The organism is Micromonospora xinjiangensis (assembly GCF_056150165.1).
Genome location: NZ_JAXCFO010000001.1, coordinates 640,736 through 659,408, shown reverse-complemented (window position 1 = coordinate 659,408; position 18,673 = coordinate 640,736). Strand labels below are relative to the sequence as shown.

Genomic DNA, 18,673 nt, shown 5'->3' with positions numbered 1-18,673 from the left:
GGCAGCCGGCGCGTGGGGCCGGCGTCGCCCCCGGTTCGACGTTCGGGCGACCGCCCAGGTAACCTCGTATGTCGGCCTCGCACCGGCCGGAGTCTGACTATGCCCAAACACTCGCCAAGCCCACTCGACCCCAGGTCGCCGCTGGTCCTCGACACGAGGGACCTGCCGCGTCGGCCTGGCGCGTTGCGTACGGTCAAACGGGTCGTTCCGGCACCGGAGGACCTCGGCGTGGAGCTGATCGGCGTGCCGGAGGGCGCGGACCTCGACCTCGACCTGAGGCTGGAGTCGGTGTCCGAGGGTGTGCTCGTCTCGGGGACCGTCAGCGGTCCCGTCCGGGGCGAGTGCAGCCGCTGCCTGCGCGAGATCAACGACTCGGTGGTCGTGCGGATTCAGGAGCTGTACGCGTACGAGAACAGCACCACGGACACCACGACCGACGAGGACGAGGTGGGCCGGATGCAGGGCGATCTGATCGACCTGGAACCGGCGTTGCGGGACGCGGTGGTGCTCACACTGCCGACGAACCCGCTCTGCCGGGAGGACTGCCCAGGCCTGTGCCCCGAGTGCGGGGTGCACTGGGACGATCTGCCGGCCGACCACAGCCACCAGCAGATCGACCCGCGATGGGCAAGCCTGTCGCAACTGACCCGTAAAGAGGAGTAAGAACCGTGGCCGTCCCCAAGCGCAAGATGTCGCGCAGCAACACCCGGTCCCGCCGGGCGCAGTGGAAGACCGCGGCGGTCGCGACCGTGGCGTGCCCGCAGTGCAAGTCCCCGAAGCTGCCGCACGCCGCCTGCTCCGTCTGCGGCACGTACAACGGCCGTCAGGTCCTCGAGGTCTGACCTGGACGCCGAGTGACGCCCCCGACCCCTGGTCGGGCGGCGCGCACACCCTGGCAATCGCCCGGTGCCCCGGCTCCCACCGACGCCGACCGGCCCGCTCCGGCCGGCGTTCCTGTGGAGCCGGGCACCGTGCGGATCGCCGTTGACCTCCTCGGCGGGGACGATGCTCCCGCCGTCGTGGTTGACGGCGCTCTGCGGGCCGTACGCGCCGATCCGGACCTGCGCCTGCTGCTCGTCGGCCCGCCCGAGGCCGCCGAGCCGGTGATCGCCGCCCTGGACCCGGTCGACCGGGCCCGGATCGCGGTGCGCCCCGTCCGGAGCGCGGTTGGTATGGCCGACCATCCCAGCGCCGCGCGTGCGGAGAGCACCGTCCGGGACGCGGTCGAGGCCCTGCGCGACGGCACCGCCGACGCGGTGGTCTCCGCCGGCTCGACCGGCGCCACCGTCACCGCCGCCGCCCTCGCGCTCGGCCGCTGGCCGGAGGTCCGCCAGCCGGCCCTCGTCGCCACCCTGCCGGCGCTCGCTGGCCCCGTCGTGCTGCTCGACGTGGGCGGCTCCCTCGTACCCCGCCCGGCCACCCTCGCCCGGCACGCCGTGCTCGGCGCCGCGTACGCCGCCGTGGCGCACGCCGTCGACGCCCCGCGGGTGGGGCTGCTCTCCGTCGGCACCGAGGCGGGCAAGGGCGACCAGGTACGCCGCGCCGCCGATCCGGTGCTCGCCGCCGAACCGTTGCCCTGCGGCGCCCGCTACGTCGGTCTCGTCGAGGGGTACGACGTCTCCCTCGGCACGCGCGCCGACGTCGTGGTCACCGACGGGTTCACCGGTAACGTGCTGCTCAAGGCGGTCGAGGGCGCGTACGCGCTGGCCGGCGGTCCCCCCGCCGGCGCCGCACCCCGCGGGGCCGCCTTGCTCGGCGTCGCCGGCACCGTGGTGGTCTGCCACGGCGCCGCCGGCGCCGACGACGTCGCCTCCGGCATCGCCCTCGCCGCCCACCTGTGGCGACGCCGCGCCGCGGACCAGGTCGCCGCGCTGGTCGCCGCGCACGCCCTGAGGGCTCCTGACCACATCATCGACACCGAGGTAGCCACATCATGAGCAACGACAAGCGTCGGCGGGCGTCCGTCGGTCACCTCGAGGCCGCGTTCGGCGTGTCACTCGACCCGGCGCTGCTGGAACGCGCGCTGACACACCGCTCGTACGCGTACGAGAACGGTGGTCTGCCCACCAACGAGCGGTTGGAGTTCCTCGGCGACTCGGTGCTCGGCGTGGTGATCACCACGGCCCTCTTCCACAACCACCCGGACCTGCCCGAGGGGCAGCTGGCGAAGCTGCGTGCCAGTGTCGTCAACATGCGCGCGCTGGCCGACGTGGCCCGCGGCCTCGGGCCGGAGGGCCTCGGCGCGTACCTGCTGCTGGGCAAGGGCGAGGAGACCACCGGCGGCCGGGACAAGGCGAGCATCCTCGCCGACACGCTGGAGGCGCTGCTCGGGGCGATCTACCTTCAGTACGGCCTGGACACGGCCGCCAAGGTGATCCACCGGCTCTTCGACCCGCTGATGGCCGAGTCGGCCGGTCGCGGCGCGGCCCTGGACTGGAAGACCAGCCTTCAGGAGCTGACCGCCGCGCTGGGCCTGGGGGTGCCCGAGTACCGCATCGAGGGCACCGGCCCGGACCACCTGAAGACGTTCACGGCGTGGGTCGTCGTCGCCGGCAACCGCTACGGCGGTGCCGAGGGGCGCAGCAAGAAGGAGGCCGAGCAGCGGGCCGCCGAGGCGGCCTGGCGGAACCTCACCGAGCAGGCGGAGCGGGCCGGTCAGCGCGACGGTGGGGCCAGCGCCGCCCGGCCGGGCGACGCCGGGGGCAACGGATCCGCCGACGGCAACGGCGCCGGCCCGGTGAGCGCCGACGGGACGCCGGGGGCCGAGCCCGCCGGCTCGGAGTCCGCGCATGCCTGAGCTGCCCGAGGTCGAGACCATCCGGCAGGGGCTCGCCCAGTGGGTGACCAACCGCAGGATCGCCTCCGTCGAGGTGCGCCACCCGCGGGCCGTGCGCCGCCACACCCCCGGCGGCGAGCACTTCGCCGACGTCCTGGTCGACCGGACGGTGCTCGACGTACGCCGGCGCGGCAAGTACCTCTGGCTGCCGCTGGACAGCGGTGACGCGGTGGTGGGGCACCTCGGCATGTCCGGTCAACTGCTGCTGCAACCCGCCGACGCCCCCGACGAGACGCATCTGCGGGTCCGGTTCCGGTTCGCCGACGACGGGCCCGAGCTGCGCTTCGTCGACCAGCGCACGTTCGGAGGGCTCGCGGTGAGCGAGGGCGGCGCGGAGCTGCCCGCCGAGATCGCGCACATCGCCCGGGATCCGATGGACCCGCTCTTCTCCGACGCGGCGTTCGTGGCCGCGCTGCGGCGGCGGCACACCGAGGTCAAGCGCGCGTTGCTCGACCAGACGTTGATCTCCGGGGTCGGCAACATCTACGCCGACGAGGCGCTCTGGCGGGCCCGGTTGCACGGGGCGCGGCCCACCGACGCGCTGACCGGGCCGGCCGCGCAGCGGCTGCTCGGGCACGTCCGCGACGTGCTGGGCGAGGCCATCAAGTCGGGGGGCACGAGCTTCGACGCCCTCTACGTCAACGTCAACGGCGAGAGCGGGTACTTCGACCGGTCGCTCAACGTCTACGGGCGGGAGGGTGAGCCGTGCCCCCGCTGCGGCGCGCCGATCCGTCGCGAGCCGTTCATGAACCGCTCCTCGTACAGCTGCCCGCGCTGTCAGCCCCGCCCTCGGGGATCGCTTCGGGGATGACCCCGAGCCGGGTCGGGGGCGCGGGCGGCGTGTCCCGCCCGGACGCTCCGGGACCCACCGGGCCGCTCCATCCGTTCGTCCGGCGTCCGGCCCCCCGCCCGTTCCGCCGGTCCCGTGGGGGCCGGCTCCGGGGCGGGCCGGGGGCGCTCCCGGATGTCCACGCCCCGTCGCGTCCCTAACGTCGGCACCGTTGGCAGGGGGTCGAGCGAGACGGGGGACGAGGCAATGGGGGCGAGACCGGTGACGGTCCGGCTGGCGCGGTGGAGCGCCGAGCATCCGTGGCGCGCCATCGCGCTGTGGGTGGTGTTCGTGGCGGTCTGCTTCGTGGGGGGAAACGCGGCCGGGCTGAACGAGGCGACCGACGCCGACCAGGCGATCGGTGAGTCCGGCCGGGCCGGGCTGATCGTGGACGGGGGGAACTTCCACGAACCGGCGGTGGAGAACGTCCTCATCACCGCGCGCACCGGCACCCTGGATCAGGCGGCGGCGCGGGCGGCGGCCGACGACGCGGCAACCCGGATGCGCGACGTCACCGGGGTCGCCGAGGTGGGGCAGGCGATGCCGGCCCGGGACGGCTCGGCGCTGCTGCTGCCCATCACCCTCTCCGGTGATCCGGAGAGCGCCTCCGACCGGCTCCAGCCCCTGCGGGACGCGACCGCCGGTGTGCAGGCCGCCCACCCGCAGCTGCGGGTGGAGCAGGTCGGCGGCCCGTCGATCGGCAAGGCGCTGGACGACACGCTCGGCAAGGACTTCAAGCGGGCCGAGCTGCTCAGCCTGCCGGTGACCCTGGCCATCCTGATCATCGCCTTCGGCGCGTTGATCGCGGCGGGCGTACCGGTGCTGCTGGCGCTCTCCTCGGTCGCGGCGGCGATGGGGCTCTCCACCCTCGCCTCCCACCTGGTACCGGCGACCGACGTGACGGCCAGCGTCATCCTGCTCATCGGCATGGCCGTCGGCGTCGACTACTCGCTCTTCTACGTCCGCCGCGAGCGCGAGGAACGGGCGAAGGGGCGGTCCGGGCTCGACGCGGTGGAGATCGCCGCGGAGACGTCCGGCCATGCCGTGGTCGTCTCGGGCGTCGCCGTGATCATCTCGATGGCGGGGCTGCTGCTCGCCAACGACGCGGTCTTCTCCAGCCTGGCGGTGGGTTCGATACTCGTGGTCGCGGTGGCGGTCACCGGCTCGCTGACCGTGCTGCCCGCGCTGCTGGCCAAGCTGGGCCGCTGGGTCGACCGGCCCCGGGTGCCGCTGCTCTGGCGGTTGACCGCGCCGCGCACCGGGCGGCACGGCGCGCCGGCGGCGCCGAAGCTCTGGCCCGCGCTACTGCGCCCGGCGCTGCGGGCGCCCGTGGCCACCCTCGTGGTCTCGGTCGGGCTGCTGCTCGCCCTGGCCGCGCCGGCGCTCGGCATGAAGCTGAAGTTCCCCGGCATGGAGGACCTGCCCCGCAGCACGCCCGCGATGCAGGCGTACGACCGGCTGACCGCCGCCTTCCCGAGCACCGGCACCAGCCACACCGTGGCGGTGCGGGCGCCGGCGGCCGAGGCGGACCGGGTGCGTGCCGCCCTCACCGACCTGGCCGCCCGTGCCGGCGGTGACCCGCTCTTCGCCCCGGTCGAGGCGGACGGGCCGAAGATCCTGGTGTCGGAGGACCGGCGGGTCAGCGTGCTCGACGTCGCCACGCCCTACGCCAGCCGGGACCAGAAGGCCGTCGACTCGCTGCACCGGCTCCGCGACGACCTGGTCCCCGCCGAACTGCGCGGCATCCCCGGCGCCGAGTACGCGATCGGCGGTGGCGTGGCCGCCAGCGAGGACTACGCGAAGCACGTCCGCGAGAAGCTGCCGATCGTCATGGGGTTCGTGCTGGCGCTCACCTTCCTGGTGATGACGTTCACGTTCCGCTCGGTGGTGGTGGCCGTCAGCTCGATCGTGCTGAACCTGCTCTCGGCCGGCGCCGCGTACGGCCTGCTGGTGCTGGTCTTCCAGGGCGGCTGGGCGGACGACCTGCTCGGCTTCACCTCGATGGGGGCGATCGTCTCCTGGCTGCCGCTCTTCCTCTTTGTGGTCCTGTTCGGCCTGTCGATGGACTACCACGTGTTCGTGGTGAGCCGGATCCGCGAGGCGATCCGTGGCGGCATGTCCAACCGCGACGCGGTGGCGCACGGCATCACGTCCTCGGCGGGGGTGGTGAGCAGCGCGGCGATCGTGATGGTCGGCGTCTTCTCGATCTTCGCGACGCTGAGCACCATCGACATGAAGCAGCTCGGCATCGGCCTCGCGGCGGCGATCCTGCTGGACGCCACGATCATCCGTGCGGTGGTGCTGCCGGCGCTCATGACCCTGCTCGGCGACGCGAACTGGTGGGCCCCCCGCTTCCTGCGCGGCCGGTCCGCCACCACGCCGACGGACCCGCCGGCGCCCGCGCCGGAGCTGGTCACCGTCCGCTGACGACCGGTGCCGGGGGCACCGTACGTGGCCTCCGTCGCCCGGGAGCGGGCCGCGCGGAGCGCGGCCCGCTCTTCCCGTCCTCCCCCGTGGCCGGCGCGGTTCGCTCGGCCGCTCTCCGGCGGCCCCGCCCCTGGTCAGGGCAGCGCGCAGGAGTCCCGCCAGGCGTCGAGGGCGCGCTGCTTGCGGATCGACGCGAAGCCGTAGCCGACCGTGGTGACGCAGAAGTCGGCGGTCGAGCCGGTGTACTCGACGTGGAAGACGGGCTTGCCAACCTCGACGAACGGCAGCAGCTTGGCGCACTCGCCCCGCCGGACGCACTCCTCGTTGACCGCGAAGTCGAAGTCCGGGGCCAACGCCGCGAGCTGGGGCACGTCGTTCATCAGCCCGGGGGAGAGGTCCAGGGAGCGGACGAGACCGGCGACCCGGCGGTTGAACCGGAGCTGGTCGTCGAAGTCGAGCGGGAAGCCGGAACGGTGCAGGTAGGCGTCCGCGTCCGCCAGCGCGACGGCGCCGAAGCCCTTGCCGCGGCAGAGCCGGAACCGGTCGGCCAGCGCCGGTTCGAGCGCGCTCCACTGGCGTACGTCCAGCCACCGGCTCTCCGGGCGCGGCCCGGGCTCGCCCATGGCGCTCGCGGGGAAACGGCTGGCGTCCGGGTCGTCGGGCCGGACCGACCCGACGTGCACCTGACAGACCAGCCGGCGGTCCCGCGCGCGCAGCTCGGCCGTCTCGGCCGAGGTGGTCCGTACCGCGTCGAGCAGGAAGACGTCCGCGTCCACGTCCGGATCGACCCGGCCGGTGAGCTGCCACTGCCACTGCCAGTGGCGGGCCGACGCCGCCGGCCACGGGGTGGGCGCCCCGGGCGGGGCCACCTCCAGCCGGCAGCCGGACATCGGTAGCAACAGGAGCAGCACGACCCCGGTGCGCAACGCGCGACGCCGCCGCGCGGCGCGTCGGCGCGGCCGGACAGGCATCGGCAGCTCCCGGGTCCCGGACGGCGCCCCGCCGTCCGCACCGGTACGCCGCCCCCACACCGGCGCACCTCACCCGGTGAAACGAGCGCGGCCCGCCGACGACTCGCCGACCGGCCCCAGCGCCGGAGTCCCCGGGTCAGCGCGGCGCGGCGAAGACCTGCGTCCAGTACGGCCCGTTGCTGTTCGCGATGCCGACGCCGATCTCGGTGAACGCGCAGTTGAGGATGTTGGCCCGGTGGCCGGGGCTGTTCATCCAGGCGTCCATCACCGCGGCCGGCGTCTTCTGGTTCCAGGCGACGTTCTCACCGTAGGTGCGCCATTCGTAGCCCACCCGGTCGATTCGGTCGCCCGGGTCGCTGCCGTCGCTGCCGGTGTGCGACATGTTCTGGTGGTCGGCCTGGTCCTGGCTGTGCCGCTGGGCGGCCGTCATCAGCTTGTCGTCGACGCTCACCGGGTCGCAGCCGGCCTTCGCCCGCTCGGCGTTGACCAGGTTCACCACCTCGCGGGCCTGGCTGCTGACGGTGCCACCCGCCGCGGTCGTGGTGCCGCCCGTGCTCGGGGCGGTGCTCCGCTCGGCGGTGCGCCGAGACGGCGCGGTGGTCCGCGACGGCTTGGGGGCAGGGCGGGTGGTGCGGCTCGCCGACGGGGTGGGGCGCAGCGTGCTCGGCGAGGCGGTCGGGGAGGGGGAGGTCGCCTCCGGAACGGGTACGCCCTCGGTGGTCAGCTCCGGAGCGGCGGCGGCGGTGTCGTCGACCGCGGTCGTCCGGGCCGCCCCGCTGTCGTCACCGGGCAGGGCGAGCGCACCCACGCCGAGACTCACCACGAGGGTGGCCGCCGCCGCGGCGCCGCCGATGAGCAGGGGACGACGGAGCCGCCGCCCGGGGTGCCGTCCCTCGTCGCCCGACCGGCCGTCGGGGTCGCCCGTCCGGCCCCATCCACCCCGATCATCGCCGGGGGCGTGCGGCGTGACCGGGTGCAGCGGGGCGGTGTCGTCGAAGGCCCGACCCGGGGCGGCCGCCTCGGCGGCCCAGCCACCGGGCCGCACCCCGTACGCGGTGCCGTCTGCGGCGTATCCGCCCGTACGGTTCGTCCCCTCGTCGCCGGCCCAGGCGCCGGCGGCCGCCGACCAGGAACCACCGTCGCGCTCGTCCGACCAGGCCCCGCCGGTCCGCTCGTCCGACCGGGGCTCGTCGGCGTGCCGGTCGGTCCAGGGCTCACGGGCGTGCGCGCCGGTCCACGACTCGGTGCGCTGCTCGTCGGCGTGCCCGCCGGACCAGGGGGCGCCGGTCCCTCCGGACGCGGTGTGCTCGTCCGCCGACCACCCGTGCGCGCGGCGCGCGGACCACGGCGTGCTCTCCCCGGCGGTCCAGCCGCCGTGCGGAGCGTCACCGTGCCGGTCGGCCGGCCGGTCGTCGTACGAGGACGGCTCGGGCGACCACCGGCCGGTCGGCTCGTCGCGCCAGCCGGGCGCCGGCCGGTCGGCGTGCCAGGTGCCGGTCCGGTCGGTGTCGGCGGGCCAGCTGTCGGCGGCCCCGTCGCGCCCGACGCCGGTGGACTGCTCGGGGTCGTCGCCGAAGAAGTAGGCGGACCGTGGCGCCGGACGGTCGGTGAGCCACGACGGTTCGTCGCTCGGGGGCTCCGGGCGCCGGTGAGCGCCGTCCGGGTCGTTGGGGTCGGTCCAGCCGTACACGCCTGTCGCCTCCACGGGTCGGTTGCGGGCCGGGCTGACGCTACGGGTGCGCCGTGACCTGCGGCAATGTGGCTAAGAAAGAGTTAAGGGGAGAACGGTCACCGGGGTGCGGACTTCCGGCCAACGCGGGCGTACAGTTAACGCGTCCGGACAGAGCGTGTCCGTGCCTCGTGGCAGCCCCCCGACGAGTGGTCAGGTCGACGCCGAGATGATCTACGGCCTGCGAAAACTTGACGACGAGGGGGTTTGCGGCTCAATATATAGGTGTCGCCAGTCGCGCCCGGCCATGCCCAGATACTCCTGGATTGGCAGTCGCGAACACGTGGGCGCGCGTTGGCCGGCCTTTCCGGCAGCGCATATCAAGGAGTCAACATGGCGAAGGCCCTCTACGGCCACGTAGGTGCAGCGCCCGACCGGCGTCTGCTCGACGAGGTCACCCGACTGCGTGCCAGGGTTCAGGCACTGGAGTTCGAGCTCACGCGTCTGCGCGCCGAGAACGATCGGCTCGTCGCCGCGGCCAACGAGGCGGACGATCTGCTCCGGCTCGCCGAGCCCGCGCTCACCTGATCCACGCTCGGGAAAACTGAATCGCACCACGCAAAAAGCGCGCCGACACTTCTGTGCCGGCGCGCAGCTTTGTCTCCACGATTTCCCCGGCCTCCGATCGTTCGATCTTGTCGCACTCCGCCGGAAGTCCGCGCTGGCGCAGGAACGGTGGCCCGACTCGCGTGTCGTCGGTCACACAATGCCGGGAAAGGGCCGACGCTGGACGGGCCGCTGCCGCCGCGCGGGGGCGGGTCGCGTACCGGCGGCCCGGGGGCGCCGGGTTAGTCTGCGAGTTCACCAGGTCCGCGCAGCCGGCGACGGTACGGCGGCCACCGGACGAGGATCGAGAAGGTGCATCTCAAGAGCCTGACGGTGAAGGGCTTCAAGTCCTTCGCCTCCGCGACGACGCTCAAGCTGGAGCCAGGGATCACCTGTGTGGTCGGTCCGAACGGCTCCGGCAAGTCCAACGTCGTCGACGCCATCGCCTGGGTGCTCGGCGAGCAGGGCGCCAAGGCGCTGCGCGGCGGCAAGATGGAGGACGTCATCTTCGCCGGCACCGCCGGCCGGGCGCCGCTGGGCCGGGCCGAGGTCACGCTCACCATCGACAACACCGACGGCGCGCTCCCCATCGAGTACACCGAGGTGTCGATCACCCGCCGCATGTTCCGGTCGGGCGAGAGCGAGTACGAGATCAACGGCAACTCGTGCCGCCTGCTCGACATCCAGGAGCTGCTGTCGGACTCCGGCATCGGCCGGGAGATGCACATCATCGTCGGGCAGGGCCGGCTCGACGGCATGCTGCACGCCAAGCCGGAGGACCGGCGTTCGTTCATCGAGGAGGCGGCCGGCGTCCTCAAGCACCGCAAGCGCAAGGAAAAGGCGCTGCGCAAGCTCGACGCGATGCAGACCAACCTCAACCGGCTCACCGACCTCACCACCGAGCTGCGCCGCCAGCTCAAGCCGCTGGGCCGGCAGGCCGAGGTGGCGCGCCGGGCCGCGGCCATCCAGGCGAACCTGCGTGACGCGCGGCTGCGCCTGCTCGCCGACGACCTCGCCACGCTGCGTGCCACCCTCGACAAGGAGATCGCCGACGAGACCGCGGTGCGGGAGCGGCGTGAGCAGGTCGAGGCGGAGCACGCCGAGGTGCAGCATCGCCTCGGCGAGCTGGAGGCGGCGCTCGCCGAGGACGCGCCGCTGCTGGCCGCGGCGCAGGACACCTGGTACAAGCTCTCCGCCCTCCAGGAGCGGTTCCGCTCGATCGAGCAGCTGGCCCTGGAACGGCTGCGGCACCTCAGCGCGACGCCGGACGACGAGCGCCCCGGGCGCGATCCGGACCAGCTGGAGGCCGAGGCGGAGCGGGTCCGCGAGCAGGAGGAGGAGCTGCGCGCGGCGCTCACCGACGACCAGATCCGGCTCGCCGAGGCCGTCGAGCACCGGCAGGAGCTGGAACGGCAGCTCGCCGCCGCGGAGCGGCAGCTGGTCGCCGCGGCCAAGGCGATCGCGGACCGGCGGGAGGGGCTGGCCCGGCTGACCGGGCAGGTCAACTCCGCGCGGGCGCGCACCACCAGCGCCGGAGAGGAGATTGAGCGGCTCGCCGCCGCGCACTCCGACGCGCTGACCCGGGCCGAGAAGGCCCAGGCCGACCTGGACGCGGTGGCCGCCCAGTCCACCGAGGCGGACCGGGACAACGCCGACCTGGACGAACGGCACGCCGAGGCGGTCGCCGTCCACGAGCGGGCCCAGGCGGCCGTACGCTCGCTGTCCGACGCCGAGCGCGCCGCGGAGAAGGACGCCGCCACCTGGAAGGCGCGTGAGGAGGCCCTCGCCCTCGGTCTGCGCCGCAAGGACGGGGCCGGTGCCCTGCTCGCGCGGGCCGGCGAGGTGCCGGGTCTGCTCGGCAGCCTCTCGGGCCTGCTCACCGTCGCGCCGGGACACGAGGCCGCGCTCGCCGCCGCGCTCGGTGGCCTGGCCGACGCGGTGGCGGTGACCGGCGTGGACGAGGCCGTCGAGGCGATGCGCCTGTTGAAGATCTCCGACGCGGGCCGGGCCGGGTTGCTGGTCGGCAGTCCCGCCGGGCCGGGCATGGACGGCCCGGCGGACGCGCTGCGGCCGAAGCTGCCCGACGGCGCCCGTTGGGCGCCGGACCTGGTGGAGTGCGCCGAGCCGCTGCGGCCGGCGGTGCACCGGGCGCTCCGTGACGTGGTGCTCGTCGGGGACCTCGCGGCGGCGGCCGAGCTGGTGGGCGACAACCCGGAGCTGCGCGCGGTCACCCCGGACGGGGACGTGGTCGGCGCGTACGCGGCGGCCGGCGGTTCGGCGAAGGCGCCCAGCTTCATCGAGGTGCAGGCCGCCGTCGAGGAGGCCCGGGCTAACCGGATCGCGGCCGAGCAGGGCGCCGCCGACCTGCGGGAGCAGTTGGTGCAGGCGCGGGCCGAGGTGGCCGCGGCCAAGGAGGTCGTACAGCATGCCGCCGCCGCGAAGCGGGAGGCGGAGAGCCACCGCAACGCGGCCGCCCGACGGCTGGCCGAGCTCGGCGCGGCGGCCCGTTCGGCGAAGGCGGAGTGCGACCGGCTCGGGGAGTCCCGGGCGCGGGCGGAGGCGGCCCGGGAACGGGACCTGCTGGCCCTGGCCGAGCTGGAGGAGCGGCTGCGGCTGGCCGAGGAGACGCCGATCGACGCCGAGCCGTCCACCGAGGAGCGGGACCAGCTCGCCGCGATGGTGCCGCAGGCACGGCAGAACGAGATGGAGGTCCGGCTGGCGGTGCGTACCGCCGAGGAGCGCGTCGCCTCGATCGCCGGTCGGGCCGACTCGCTGCGCCGGCAGGCGACCGCGGAGCGGGCGGCGCGGGAGCGGGCCGCGGCCCGGCGGGCCGCGCGGACCCGGGGCGCGGCGATCGCGCGGGCGGTCGCGGGCGGCGCGCGGGAGGCCCTCACCCGGCTGGCGACGTCGATCGCCACGGCCGAGGAGCAGCGCGACGCGGTGGCGCGGGAGCGCGCCGCACGGGAGGCCGAGCTCCAGGAGGTACGCGGCGCGGCCAAGCGGCTCGGCGCCGAGCTGGAGCGGCTGACCAGCCAGGTGCACCGGGACGAGGTGGCCCGCGCCGAGCAGCGGCTGCGCATCGAGCAGTTGGAGGCGAAGGCCGCGGAGGACTTCGGGCTGGACGTCGAGACCCTCGTCGCCGAGTACGGGCCGACGCAGCTCGTCCCGCCCACCCAGGCTGACGTCGCCGCCGCCGAGCGGGACGGCCTGCCGGTGCCGGAGCCGGTCCGTTACGAGCGTCCCGTGCAGGAGAAGCGGGCCGCCAAGGCGGAGCGTGAGCTGGCGCTGCTGGGCAAGGTGAACCCGCTCGCGCTGGAGGAGTTCGCCGCGCTGGAGGAGCGTTACAAGTTCCTCTCCGAGCAGCTGGAGGACCTGAAGGCCACCCGGCGGGACCTGCTCACCGTCGTCAAGGACGTCGACGACCGGATCCTCGAGGTCTTCGCCAGCGCGTTCGCCGACACGGCCCGCGAGTTCGAGCAGGTCTTCGAGGTGCTCTTCCCCGGCGGCGAGGGGCGCCTCGTGCTCACCGACCCGGACGACCTGCTCACCACCGGGGTCGAGGTGGAGGCCCGCCCGCCGGGCAAGAAGATCAAGCGGTTGTCGCTGCTCTCCGGCGGCGAGCGGTCCCTGACCGCGGTGGCCATGCTTGTGGCGATCTTCCGCGCACGACCCAGCCCGTTCTACATCATGGACGAGGTGGAGGCCGCGCTGGACGACGTGAACCTCGGCCGGCTGATCACCCTCCTCGCCCAGCTGCGGGAGAAGAGCCAGCTGATCGTGATCACACACCAGAAGCGGACCATGGAGATCGCCGACGCGCTCTACGGGGTGACCATGCGCGGCGGGGTGACCCAGGTGATCAGCCAGCGGCTCAACCGGGCCGACGACGACGGGCAGGAGACGAACGGGTGAGTCGGGAACGCGCGACGGCGCTCCTGGTGGACTTCGACGGCGTGCTGCGCCGCTGGGACCCGGCGGTCGCCGCCGAGGTCGAGCGGCGCTACGGGCTTCCCGAGGGGGTGCTCCTCGAGATCGCGATGCAGTGGGGGCGGCTCCAGCCGGTGCTCACCGGGCAGGTGAGCCACGCCGACTGGATGGCCAGCGTGGCCGACGCCCTGACCGGCCCCGCCGGTGACGCCGACCGCGCCCGCGACGCCGTCGAGGAGTGGCAGCGGTACCGGGGCGAGGTGGACACCGAGGTGCTCGACCTGGTGCGGGAGGCACGGGCCGGTGGCATCCGGGTCGGCCTCGCGACGAACGCCACCGACCGGCTCGACGACGACCTGGCCGCGCTCGACCTGGTCGGCGAGTTCGACGCGGTGATCAACTCATACCGGCTCGGGGTGAACAAGCCGGCCAAGGAGTACTTCCAGGCGGCCTGCCAGGCCGTCGCCACCCCGCCCGACCGGGTGCTCTTCGTCGACGACGAAGACTGGTCGGTGCGCGGCGCCCGGGCCGCCGGGCTCTCCGCCCACCGGTGGACGGGCCCCGGCGACCTGCGCTATCTACGGGCGGCGCTGGCGTACTGACCGCCCGCCGTGTCACTCGCCGGTGACGCCGTCGATGCGTTCGCGGATCAGGTCGGCGTGGCCGTTGTGCCGGGCGTACTCCTCGATCATGTGCAGGTAGACCCAGCGCAGGTTGAACGTGCGTCGCTTCGGGCCCACCTCCGTGAAGGTCTCGTCGAGGGACCGGCCGGCGGCGGCGGCCCGGGCCAGCGCGACCTCGCGGTGGTAGGTGGCGAAGTCGGCCTCGGCGTCGGCGTTGCCGACGTCGTGGTCGGCGTCCGGATTTTCCGGCGTGAAGTACGGGTAGTCCACCCGCTCCCCGGCGAAGTTCTCCCGGAACCACCAGGCCTCCACCTCGGCCAGGTGGCGCACCAGGCCCAGCAGGGTCAGCCCGGACGGCTCGACGCTGGGCGTGCGCAGTTGCTCGGCGGTCAGCCCGGCGCACTTGAGCAGCAGGGTCTGCCGGTGGTAATCCAACCAGCTCTCGAGCATGGGGCGCTCGTCGCCGACGCTGATCTCTGGGGTCCGGTCGATCGCCGGTGCGGTCCACGTCATGCCGGGCATCCTCGCGCGAACCCCCGACGACCGGCGAGCGGGTTTGTCAGGGCACCACGACGACAGGCCAGCGGCCGGTGCGGACGAGCCGGGTGGCCACCGAGCCGACCAGCCGGTGGCCGGCCTGCTCGGACGCGCCGACCACGACCATGTCGGCCTGGAACTCGTCGGCGGCGTCGCGCAGCTCGGCGAAGGGGTCGCCGCGCCGGCACTGGAAGGTGATCGGGAGGCCCAGCTCCTCGGCGGCGCGCTGGATGTCACGACGCAGCTCCCCGGTCAGCTCGTCCTGGGTGCGCTGCACCGCGCCGGCGTCCACGCCGGGCATCAGCGCCGTGAGGCCGTTCGGCGCGTTGACGAAGACGACGACGAGCGACGCGCCCTGCCGACGGGCCAGGCCGGCGGCGTACCAGCCGGCCCGCTCGGAGGTGCGGGTGCCGTCCACGCCGACCAGCACCACCCGGGGGCCGTCCGTGCCGCGCTCGAACGGCAGCGGGCGGGCCTGCGGGCCGTACTGCTCGCGGTCCGGTGCTCCGACGCTCATGAACCCTCCCTCGGCTGCGCCCGACGGCCGTGCCGCGGTCGCGGTCGGCTCCCGCTTCTGTCAACGCCGGCTGCCGCGTGGTTGTGCCGGGATGTCGGCACGACCTTGACGACACTCGTAGCACCAGGTTGCCCCAGGCAACTATTGATTGGCAACCAACCGGAAGGCGGGGACATTCCACGTGGACGGGCCGGGACGGCCCACGTCAGGGCCAGGCGTCGTTGAACTGGGCCAGCAGCCGGGCGAACTCCGCCACGTCCCGGTCCGGCCAGCTCTCCAGGACCCGCCGGATGTGCGCCAGGCGGGCCGCGCGCGCCGCGTCGAAGCGCTGCTGACCGGTCTCGGTGAGACTGAGCTGGGAAGCGCGCCGGTCACTCGGGTCCGGGGTCCGGCGGACCAGGCCGAGCGCCTCCAGGGCGCGGATCTGCCGGCTCAGCGTGCCCTTGCCGACGCCCAGCCGGGCGGCCAGGTCCGTGAGCCGGGCCGAGTCGTACCGGCGCAGCCAGAGCAGCAACCCGTACGCGTTCGGTTCCAGGTTCGGGTGCACCTCCCGGGCGACGTCCCAGGAGACCGCCCGGCCGCGCCGCAGCAGGGCGGTCAGCTCGTGCTCGACCGCCCGCAGCGTCTCCGCCTGCTCGTCCACGCCGTACAGGCTACGGTGCGCGGCGGTCTCAGGCCGCGTCGGTGAGCCGCTGACGCATCACCGGTCGCAGGTGCCCGTCACTCGTGGTGCCCTCGATGGTCACCTCGGCGCTGCGCCCCCGGTGGACCAGGGTGCCCACGGCGTTGCCGAAGTACGGGCCGGCCAGCTTGCGCCACCGCACCCCGGTGCGGCGCACGCCCGCCGAGCGGGCCAGCGCGCGGGTGGCCGCGGCCGGCCCGGAAGACCAGCCGAGGCGCATGAGCGGGCGTATCGCCGCCGGCACCTGGTTGTGGATGGGCGAGCAGGTGAGCTGGTGCACGGGCGTGCTCACCCCCGGCTCGTCGAAGCGGGCGCGGGCCACGTACGAGTGGTGCACGTCGCCGGAGAGCACGCTGATCGACGCCGGTGGGGCGTACGCCGGACCGGCCCCCACCCGGTCCCCGGTGCGGCCGGGAGTGCCGCTGCCGATGCGGGCGAAGGTCGCGCCGAGCGCCTCGAACGACCGGCGGAACGACGCCCAGTGCTCCAGGTCGAGGGCCCGGCGCAGCTTCTCGGAGGCGCCGGCCACCCAGCCCCGGCGGGAGTCGGCCAGCCGCTCGTTCCACGCCTCCACGTGGTGGATGCCGGGCGGAAGCAGCCAGGGCAGCGAGGCCCCGACCACCAGGTGGTCGTAGACGCCGTGCGCCTGGTCGAGGAACCAGGCCCACTCGCCCGGCGGCAGCATCGCCCGGTTGGCCGGGTCGAGCACCCGGCTGCACCGGTTGTCCAGCACGACCAGGCGGGTCCGTCCGAGATCGAGCGCGTAGCTCCACTGGTACTGCACGGCGCGCCAGCGTTCCGTGTCGTGCGCGAGGTCGGACTCGGTGTCGACCCGCCGGCCGAACTCGCGCAGCACCCCGGTGGCGTCCTCGGCCGCGCTGACCTTCGCGAAGACCGGGTCGGCGGCGATCTCCTCCGGGGCGAGGTTGCCCAGGTGCTGGTAGACCCAGTACGAGGCGAGGCCGCTGCCGATCCGCTCGGCCCACCAGGGCTGCCGCCGGGCGTCAGCCCGCCAGGAGGCCGAGGTGTTCCAGTCGTCGATGATCTCGTGATCGTCGAAGATCATCACACTCGGCATGGTGGAGAGCAGCCAGCGGATCTCCGGGTCTCGCCAGGACTCCAGGTAGAGCTTCGTGTACTCGTCGAAGCTCACGACCTGGTGGGCCGGGGCGCCCTCCGGGCGGCGGCGGCGTCGCCGGAGCAGCCGGCGCACCGTGGGCGAGGTCACGTCCGCGTAGACCTGGTCACCGAGGAGCACCAGCAGGTCGGGCAGCGCGGACGGGTCGAAGTCGGCCATCAGGCGCCGGGCGTACGCGTCCAGCGCGTCCGGGGGCAGCTTGCGGGCGGTCGAGTGCTGGGTCGTCTCGCGGCAGGACCCGAAGAGCAGCCGGACCGGCTGGTCGCGGTCGTCGGCGGCCCGGGTGCGGATCACGCTCGGCGGGAAGGCGTCGCCCGGCAGCGGCCACACCACCTCGTCGTCGACCAGCACTTCGTAGGTGGTGACGCTGTCCGGGGTGAGCCCCTCGACGACCACGAGCGCGTAGTGGTGGTCGTACGCCGTGAAGGTGGGCGCGGTGCCGGTGGCGCCGTCGGCCGTGCGGACGGTGACCACGGCGGGCGCCGCGGTCTCGACCCAGACGGTGGCCCGCGTCCCGACCACCCGACGCAGCAGGGGACCGACGAGCAGGTGTGCGGCGTGCATGCGGGACCTCCGGGATGAGCGGACTTCATCTTTCATTACCCGGCCGGCGGTCGCACCACTGCTGGCTGTGACCGAGCCTACCGCCGCCGCTGCCGCGCCGGTTCGGGTGCGGTGGCTGGGACGCCGTCGCCGGCATCTGACAGGATTTCGGCATGACGGATTACCTCCTCATCGCACTCGCCCTGCTCGGTGTGCTGATCCTCGGCACGCTCGGGCTGGTCGTGCCGCGCCTGCGCCGCCGCCCGGAGCCACCGCTGCCGACGACGGAGGTCGAGACACGGGCGGAGGAGGACCTGGCCGGTCCGCCGGTCGAGGCACCGGAGTCGGATCTCTCCACCGGGGTGCTCGTCGAACCGCCACCCGTGGTGGAGGCCCCGGCGCCGGTGCTGGAGGTCCCGGAGCCGACCGCCGGCCGGCTCGTGCGGCTGCGCACCCGGCTGTCCCGCTCGCAGAACGTCTTCGGCAAGAGCCTGCTCGGCCTGCTCAGCCGGGACCGCCTCGACGAGGACACCTGGGAGGAGATCGAGGACAGCCTGATCACCGCCGACGTCGGCATCGACGCCACCCGCGAGATCGTCGACCGGCTGCGCGAGCGCACCCGGGTGCTCGGCACCCGCACCGCCGGTGAGCTGCGGGCCCTGCTCGCCGCCGAGCTGGTCAACGCGCTCGACCCGACGATGGACCGCTCGCTGCGGACCGCCGGCAAGGAGGGCGTCCCCGCTGTGCTGCTGGTGGTCGGGGTCAACGGCGCCGGCAAGACCACCACCTGCGGCAAGATCGCCCGGGTGCTGGTCGCCGACGGCCGCAGCGTGCTGCTCGGCGCGGCCGACACGTTCCGCGCCGCCGCGGCCGACCAGCTGGAGACCTGGGGCGGCCGGGTGGGCGCCGAGACGGTGCGCGGCCCGGAGGGGGCCGACCCGGCCAGCGTCGCCTTCGACGCCGTCCGGCGGGGCATCGACACCGGCGTCGACACCGTGCTGATCGACACCGCGGGCCGCCTGCAGAACAAGGTCGGCCTGATGGACGAGCTGGGCAAGGTCAAGCGGGTGGTGGAGAAGCACGGCCCGATCGACGAGACGATCCTGATCCTGGACGCCACCACCGGCCAGAACGGGCTGGAGCAGGCGCGGGTCTTCACCGAGGTCGTCAACGTGACGGGCGTGGTGCTCACCAAGCTCGACGGCACCGCCAAGGGCGGCATCGTGATCGCGGTGCAGCGCAAGCTCGGCATCCCGGTGAAGCTGGTCGGCCTCGGTGAGGGGCCGGACGACCTGGCGCCGTTCGACCCGGCGCAGTTCGTCGACGCGCTGCTGGGTACCGAAACCGCCGCACGGGACGCGTAGGCTC

The 18,673-nt window shown here is 74.2% G+C and carries 16 protein-coding genes; 10 read left to right on the top strand and 6 right to left on the bottom strand.

Going from position 1 to position 18,673, the window contains the following annotated elements:
- Positions 1-99: 99 nt before the first annotated feature.
- The 6 genes from SM573_RS03140 (at position 100) to SM573_RS03115 (ending at position 6,092) form a co-directional block, all read left to right on the top strand.
- Positions 100-663: a YceD family protein gene (locus SM573_RS03140; RefSeq protein WP_474613936.1), complete on the top strand. Its 564-nt coding sequence runs from the start codon at positions 100-102 to the stop codon at positions 661-663.
- Positions 664-668: 5 nt separating this feature from the next.
- Complete coding sequence (gene rpmF, locus SM573_RS03135; protein WP_076470490.1) at positions 669-842, top strand: 50S ribosomal protein L32; 174 nt, start codon at positions 669-671, stop codon at positions 840-842.
- A gap of 114 nt (positions 843-956) precedes the next feature.
- The gene (locus SM573_RS03130; RefSeq protein WP_474615424.1) at positions 957-1,937 is read left to right on the top strand and encodes a phosphate acyltransferase PlsX; all 981 of its coding nucleotides are present in this window, start codon (positions 957-959) and stop codon (positions 1,935-1,937) included.
- Positions 1,934-2,797 carry a ribonuclease III gene (rnc, locus tag SM573_RS03125; RefSeq protein ID WP_474613934.1) on the top strand — a complete coding sequence of 288 codons (864 nt, stop codon included), beginning with the start codon at positions 1,934-1,936 and terminating at the stop codon, positions 2,795-2,797. The genes SM573_RS03130 and rnc overlap by 4 nt, the downstream gene beginning before the upstream one ends.
- Entirely contained in the window at positions 2,790-3,647 is an 858-nt protein-coding gene (gene mutM, locus SM573_RS03120; protein WP_474613933.1) for a bifunctional DNA-formamidopyrimidine glycosylase/DNA-(apurinic or apyrimidinic site) lyase, read from the top strand. Before rnc ends, mutM begins: the two co-directional genes overlap by 8 nt.
- 225 nt (positions 3,648-3,872) lie before the next feature.
- Positions 3,873-6,092 (top strand): MMPL family transporter, encoded by a 2,220-nt coding sequence (locus SM573_RS03115; RefSeq protein WP_474613932.1) that lies wholly within the window; start codon positions 3,873-3,875, stop codon positions 6,090-6,092.
- A gap of 134 nt (positions 6,093-6,226) precedes the next feature.
- Here the strand turns inward: SM573_RS03115 and SM573_RS03110 are convergent, their stop codons facing one another.
- Complete coding sequence (locus SM573_RS03110; RefSeq protein WP_474615423.1) at positions 6,227-7,063, bottom strand: endo alpha-1,4 polygalactosaminidase; 837 nt, start codon at positions 7,061-7,063, stop codon at positions 6,227-6,229.
- A gap of 136 nt (positions 7,064-7,199) precedes the next feature.
- Positions 7,200-8,753: a CAP domain-containing protein gene (locus SM573_RS03105; protein WP_474615422.1), complete on the bottom strand. Its 1,554-nt coding sequence runs from the start codon at positions 8,751-8,753 to the stop codon at positions 7,200-7,202.
- Positions 8,754-9,125: 372 nt separating this feature from the next.
- On the opposite strand from SM573_RS03105, the gene SM573_RS03100 reads away from it, so the two are divergent.
- From SM573_RS03100 to SM573_RS03090, 3 genes are all read left to right on the top strand, one after another.
- Complete coding sequence (locus tag SM573_RS03100; protein ID WP_474613929.1) at positions 9,126-9,320, top strand: hypothetical protein; 195 nt, start codon at positions 9,126-9,128, stop codon at positions 9,318-9,320.
- 330 nt (positions 9,321-9,650) lie between these two features.
- Positions 9,651-13,250, top strand: a complete 3,600-nt coding sequence (gene smc, locus SM573_RS03095) for a chromosome segregation protein SMC (RefSeq protein ID WP_474615421.1) — start codon at positions 9,651-9,653, stop codon at positions 13,248-13,250.
- Positions 13,247-13,867, top strand: coding sequence for an HAD-IA family hydrolase (locus SM573_RS03090; RefSeq protein ID WP_474613927.1), 621 nt, complete (start codon positions 13,247-13,249; stop codon positions 13,865-13,867). The genes smc and SM573_RS03090 overlap by 4 nt, the downstream gene beginning before the upstream one ends.
- A 12-nt stretch (positions 13,868-13,879) precedes the next feature.
- On the opposite strand, the gene SM573_RS03085 is transcribed toward SM573_RS03090, so the two are convergent.
- From SM573_RS03085 to SM573_RS03070, 4 genes are all read right to left on the bottom strand, one after another.
- Positions 13,880-14,401, bottom strand: a complete 522-nt coding sequence (locus SM573_RS03085; protein WP_474613926.1) for a DinB family protein — start codon at positions 14,399-14,401, stop codon at positions 13,880-13,882.
- A gap of 46 nt (positions 14,402-14,447) precedes the next feature.
- On the bottom strand, positions 14,448-14,942 hold the full coding sequence (locus tag SM573_RS03080) for a universal stress protein (protein WP_474613925.1): 495 nt from the start codon (positions 14,940-14,942) through the stop codon (positions 14,448-14,450).
- A 205-nt stretch (positions 14,943-15,147) separates the two neighbouring features.
- Positions 15,148-15,585 (bottom strand): MarR family winged helix-turn-helix transcriptional regulator, encoded by a 438-nt coding sequence (locus SM573_RS03075; protein WP_474613924.1) that lies wholly within the window; start codon positions 15,583-15,585, stop codon positions 15,148-15,150.
- A 28-nt stretch (positions 15,586-15,613) separates the two neighbouring features.
- Entirely contained in the window at positions 15,614-17,326 is a 1,713-nt protein-coding gene (locus SM573_RS03070) for an alkaline phosphatase D family protein (RefSeq protein WP_474615420.1), read from the bottom strand.
- Between the two features lie 152 nt (positions 17,327-17,478).
- Here SM573_RS03070 and ftsY point away from each other — a divergent pair, with 152 nt between their 5' ends.
- The gene (ftsY, locus tag SM573_RS03065) at positions 17,479-18,669 is read left to right on the top strand and encodes a signal recognition particle-docking protein FtsY (RefSeq protein ID WP_474613922.1); all 1,191 of its coding nucleotides are present in this window, start codon (positions 17,479-17,481) and stop codon (positions 18,667-18,669) included.
- Positions 18,670-18,673: the final 4 nt, after the last annotated feature.

What these genes read in the sequence shown, in the direction of transcription:
- SM573_RS03140 (WP_474613936.1), top strand. Translation starts at nt 100, where the DNA reads ATGCCCAAACACTCGCCAAGCCCACTCGACCCCAGGTCGCCGCTGGTC.
- rnc (WP_474613934.1), top strand. Translation starts at nt 1,934, where the DNA reads ATGAGCAACGACAAGCGTCGGCGGGCGTCCGTCGGTCACCTCGAGGCC.
- mutM (WP_474613933.1), top strand. Translation starts at nt 2,790, where the DNA reads ATGCCTGAGCTGCCCGAGGTCGAGACCATCCGGCAGGGGCTCGCCCAG.
- SM573_RS03115 (WP_474613932.1), top strand. Translation starts at nt 3,873, where the DNA reads ATGGGGGCGAGACCGGTGACGGTCCGGCTGGCGCGGTGGAGCGCCGAG.
- SM573_RS03110 (WP_474615423.1), bottom strand. Translation starts at nt 7,063, where the DNA reads ATGCCTGTCCGGCCGCGCCGACGCGCCGCGCGGCGGCGTCGCGCGTTG.
- SM573_RS03100 (WP_474613929.1), top strand. Translation starts at nt 9,126, where the DNA reads ATGGCGAAGGCCCTCTACGGCCACGTAGGTGCAGCGCCCGACCGGCGT.
- SM573_RS03085 (WP_474613926.1), bottom strand. Translation starts at nt 14,401, where the DNA reads ATGACGTGGACCGCACCGGCGATCGACCGGACCCCAGAGATCAGCGTC.
- SM573_RS03080 (WP_474613925.1), bottom strand. Translation starts at nt 14,942, where the DNA reads ATGAGCGTCGGAGCACCGGACCGCGAGCAGTACGGCCCGCAGGCCCGC.
- SM573_RS03070 (WP_474615420.1), bottom strand. Translation starts at nt 17,326, where the DNA reads ATGCACGCCGCACACCTGCTCGTCGGTCCCCTGCTGCGTCGGGTGGTC.
- ftsY (WP_474613922.1), top strand. Translation starts at nt 17,479, where the DNA reads ATGACGGATTACCTCCTCATCGCACTCGCCCTGCTCGGTGTGCTGATC.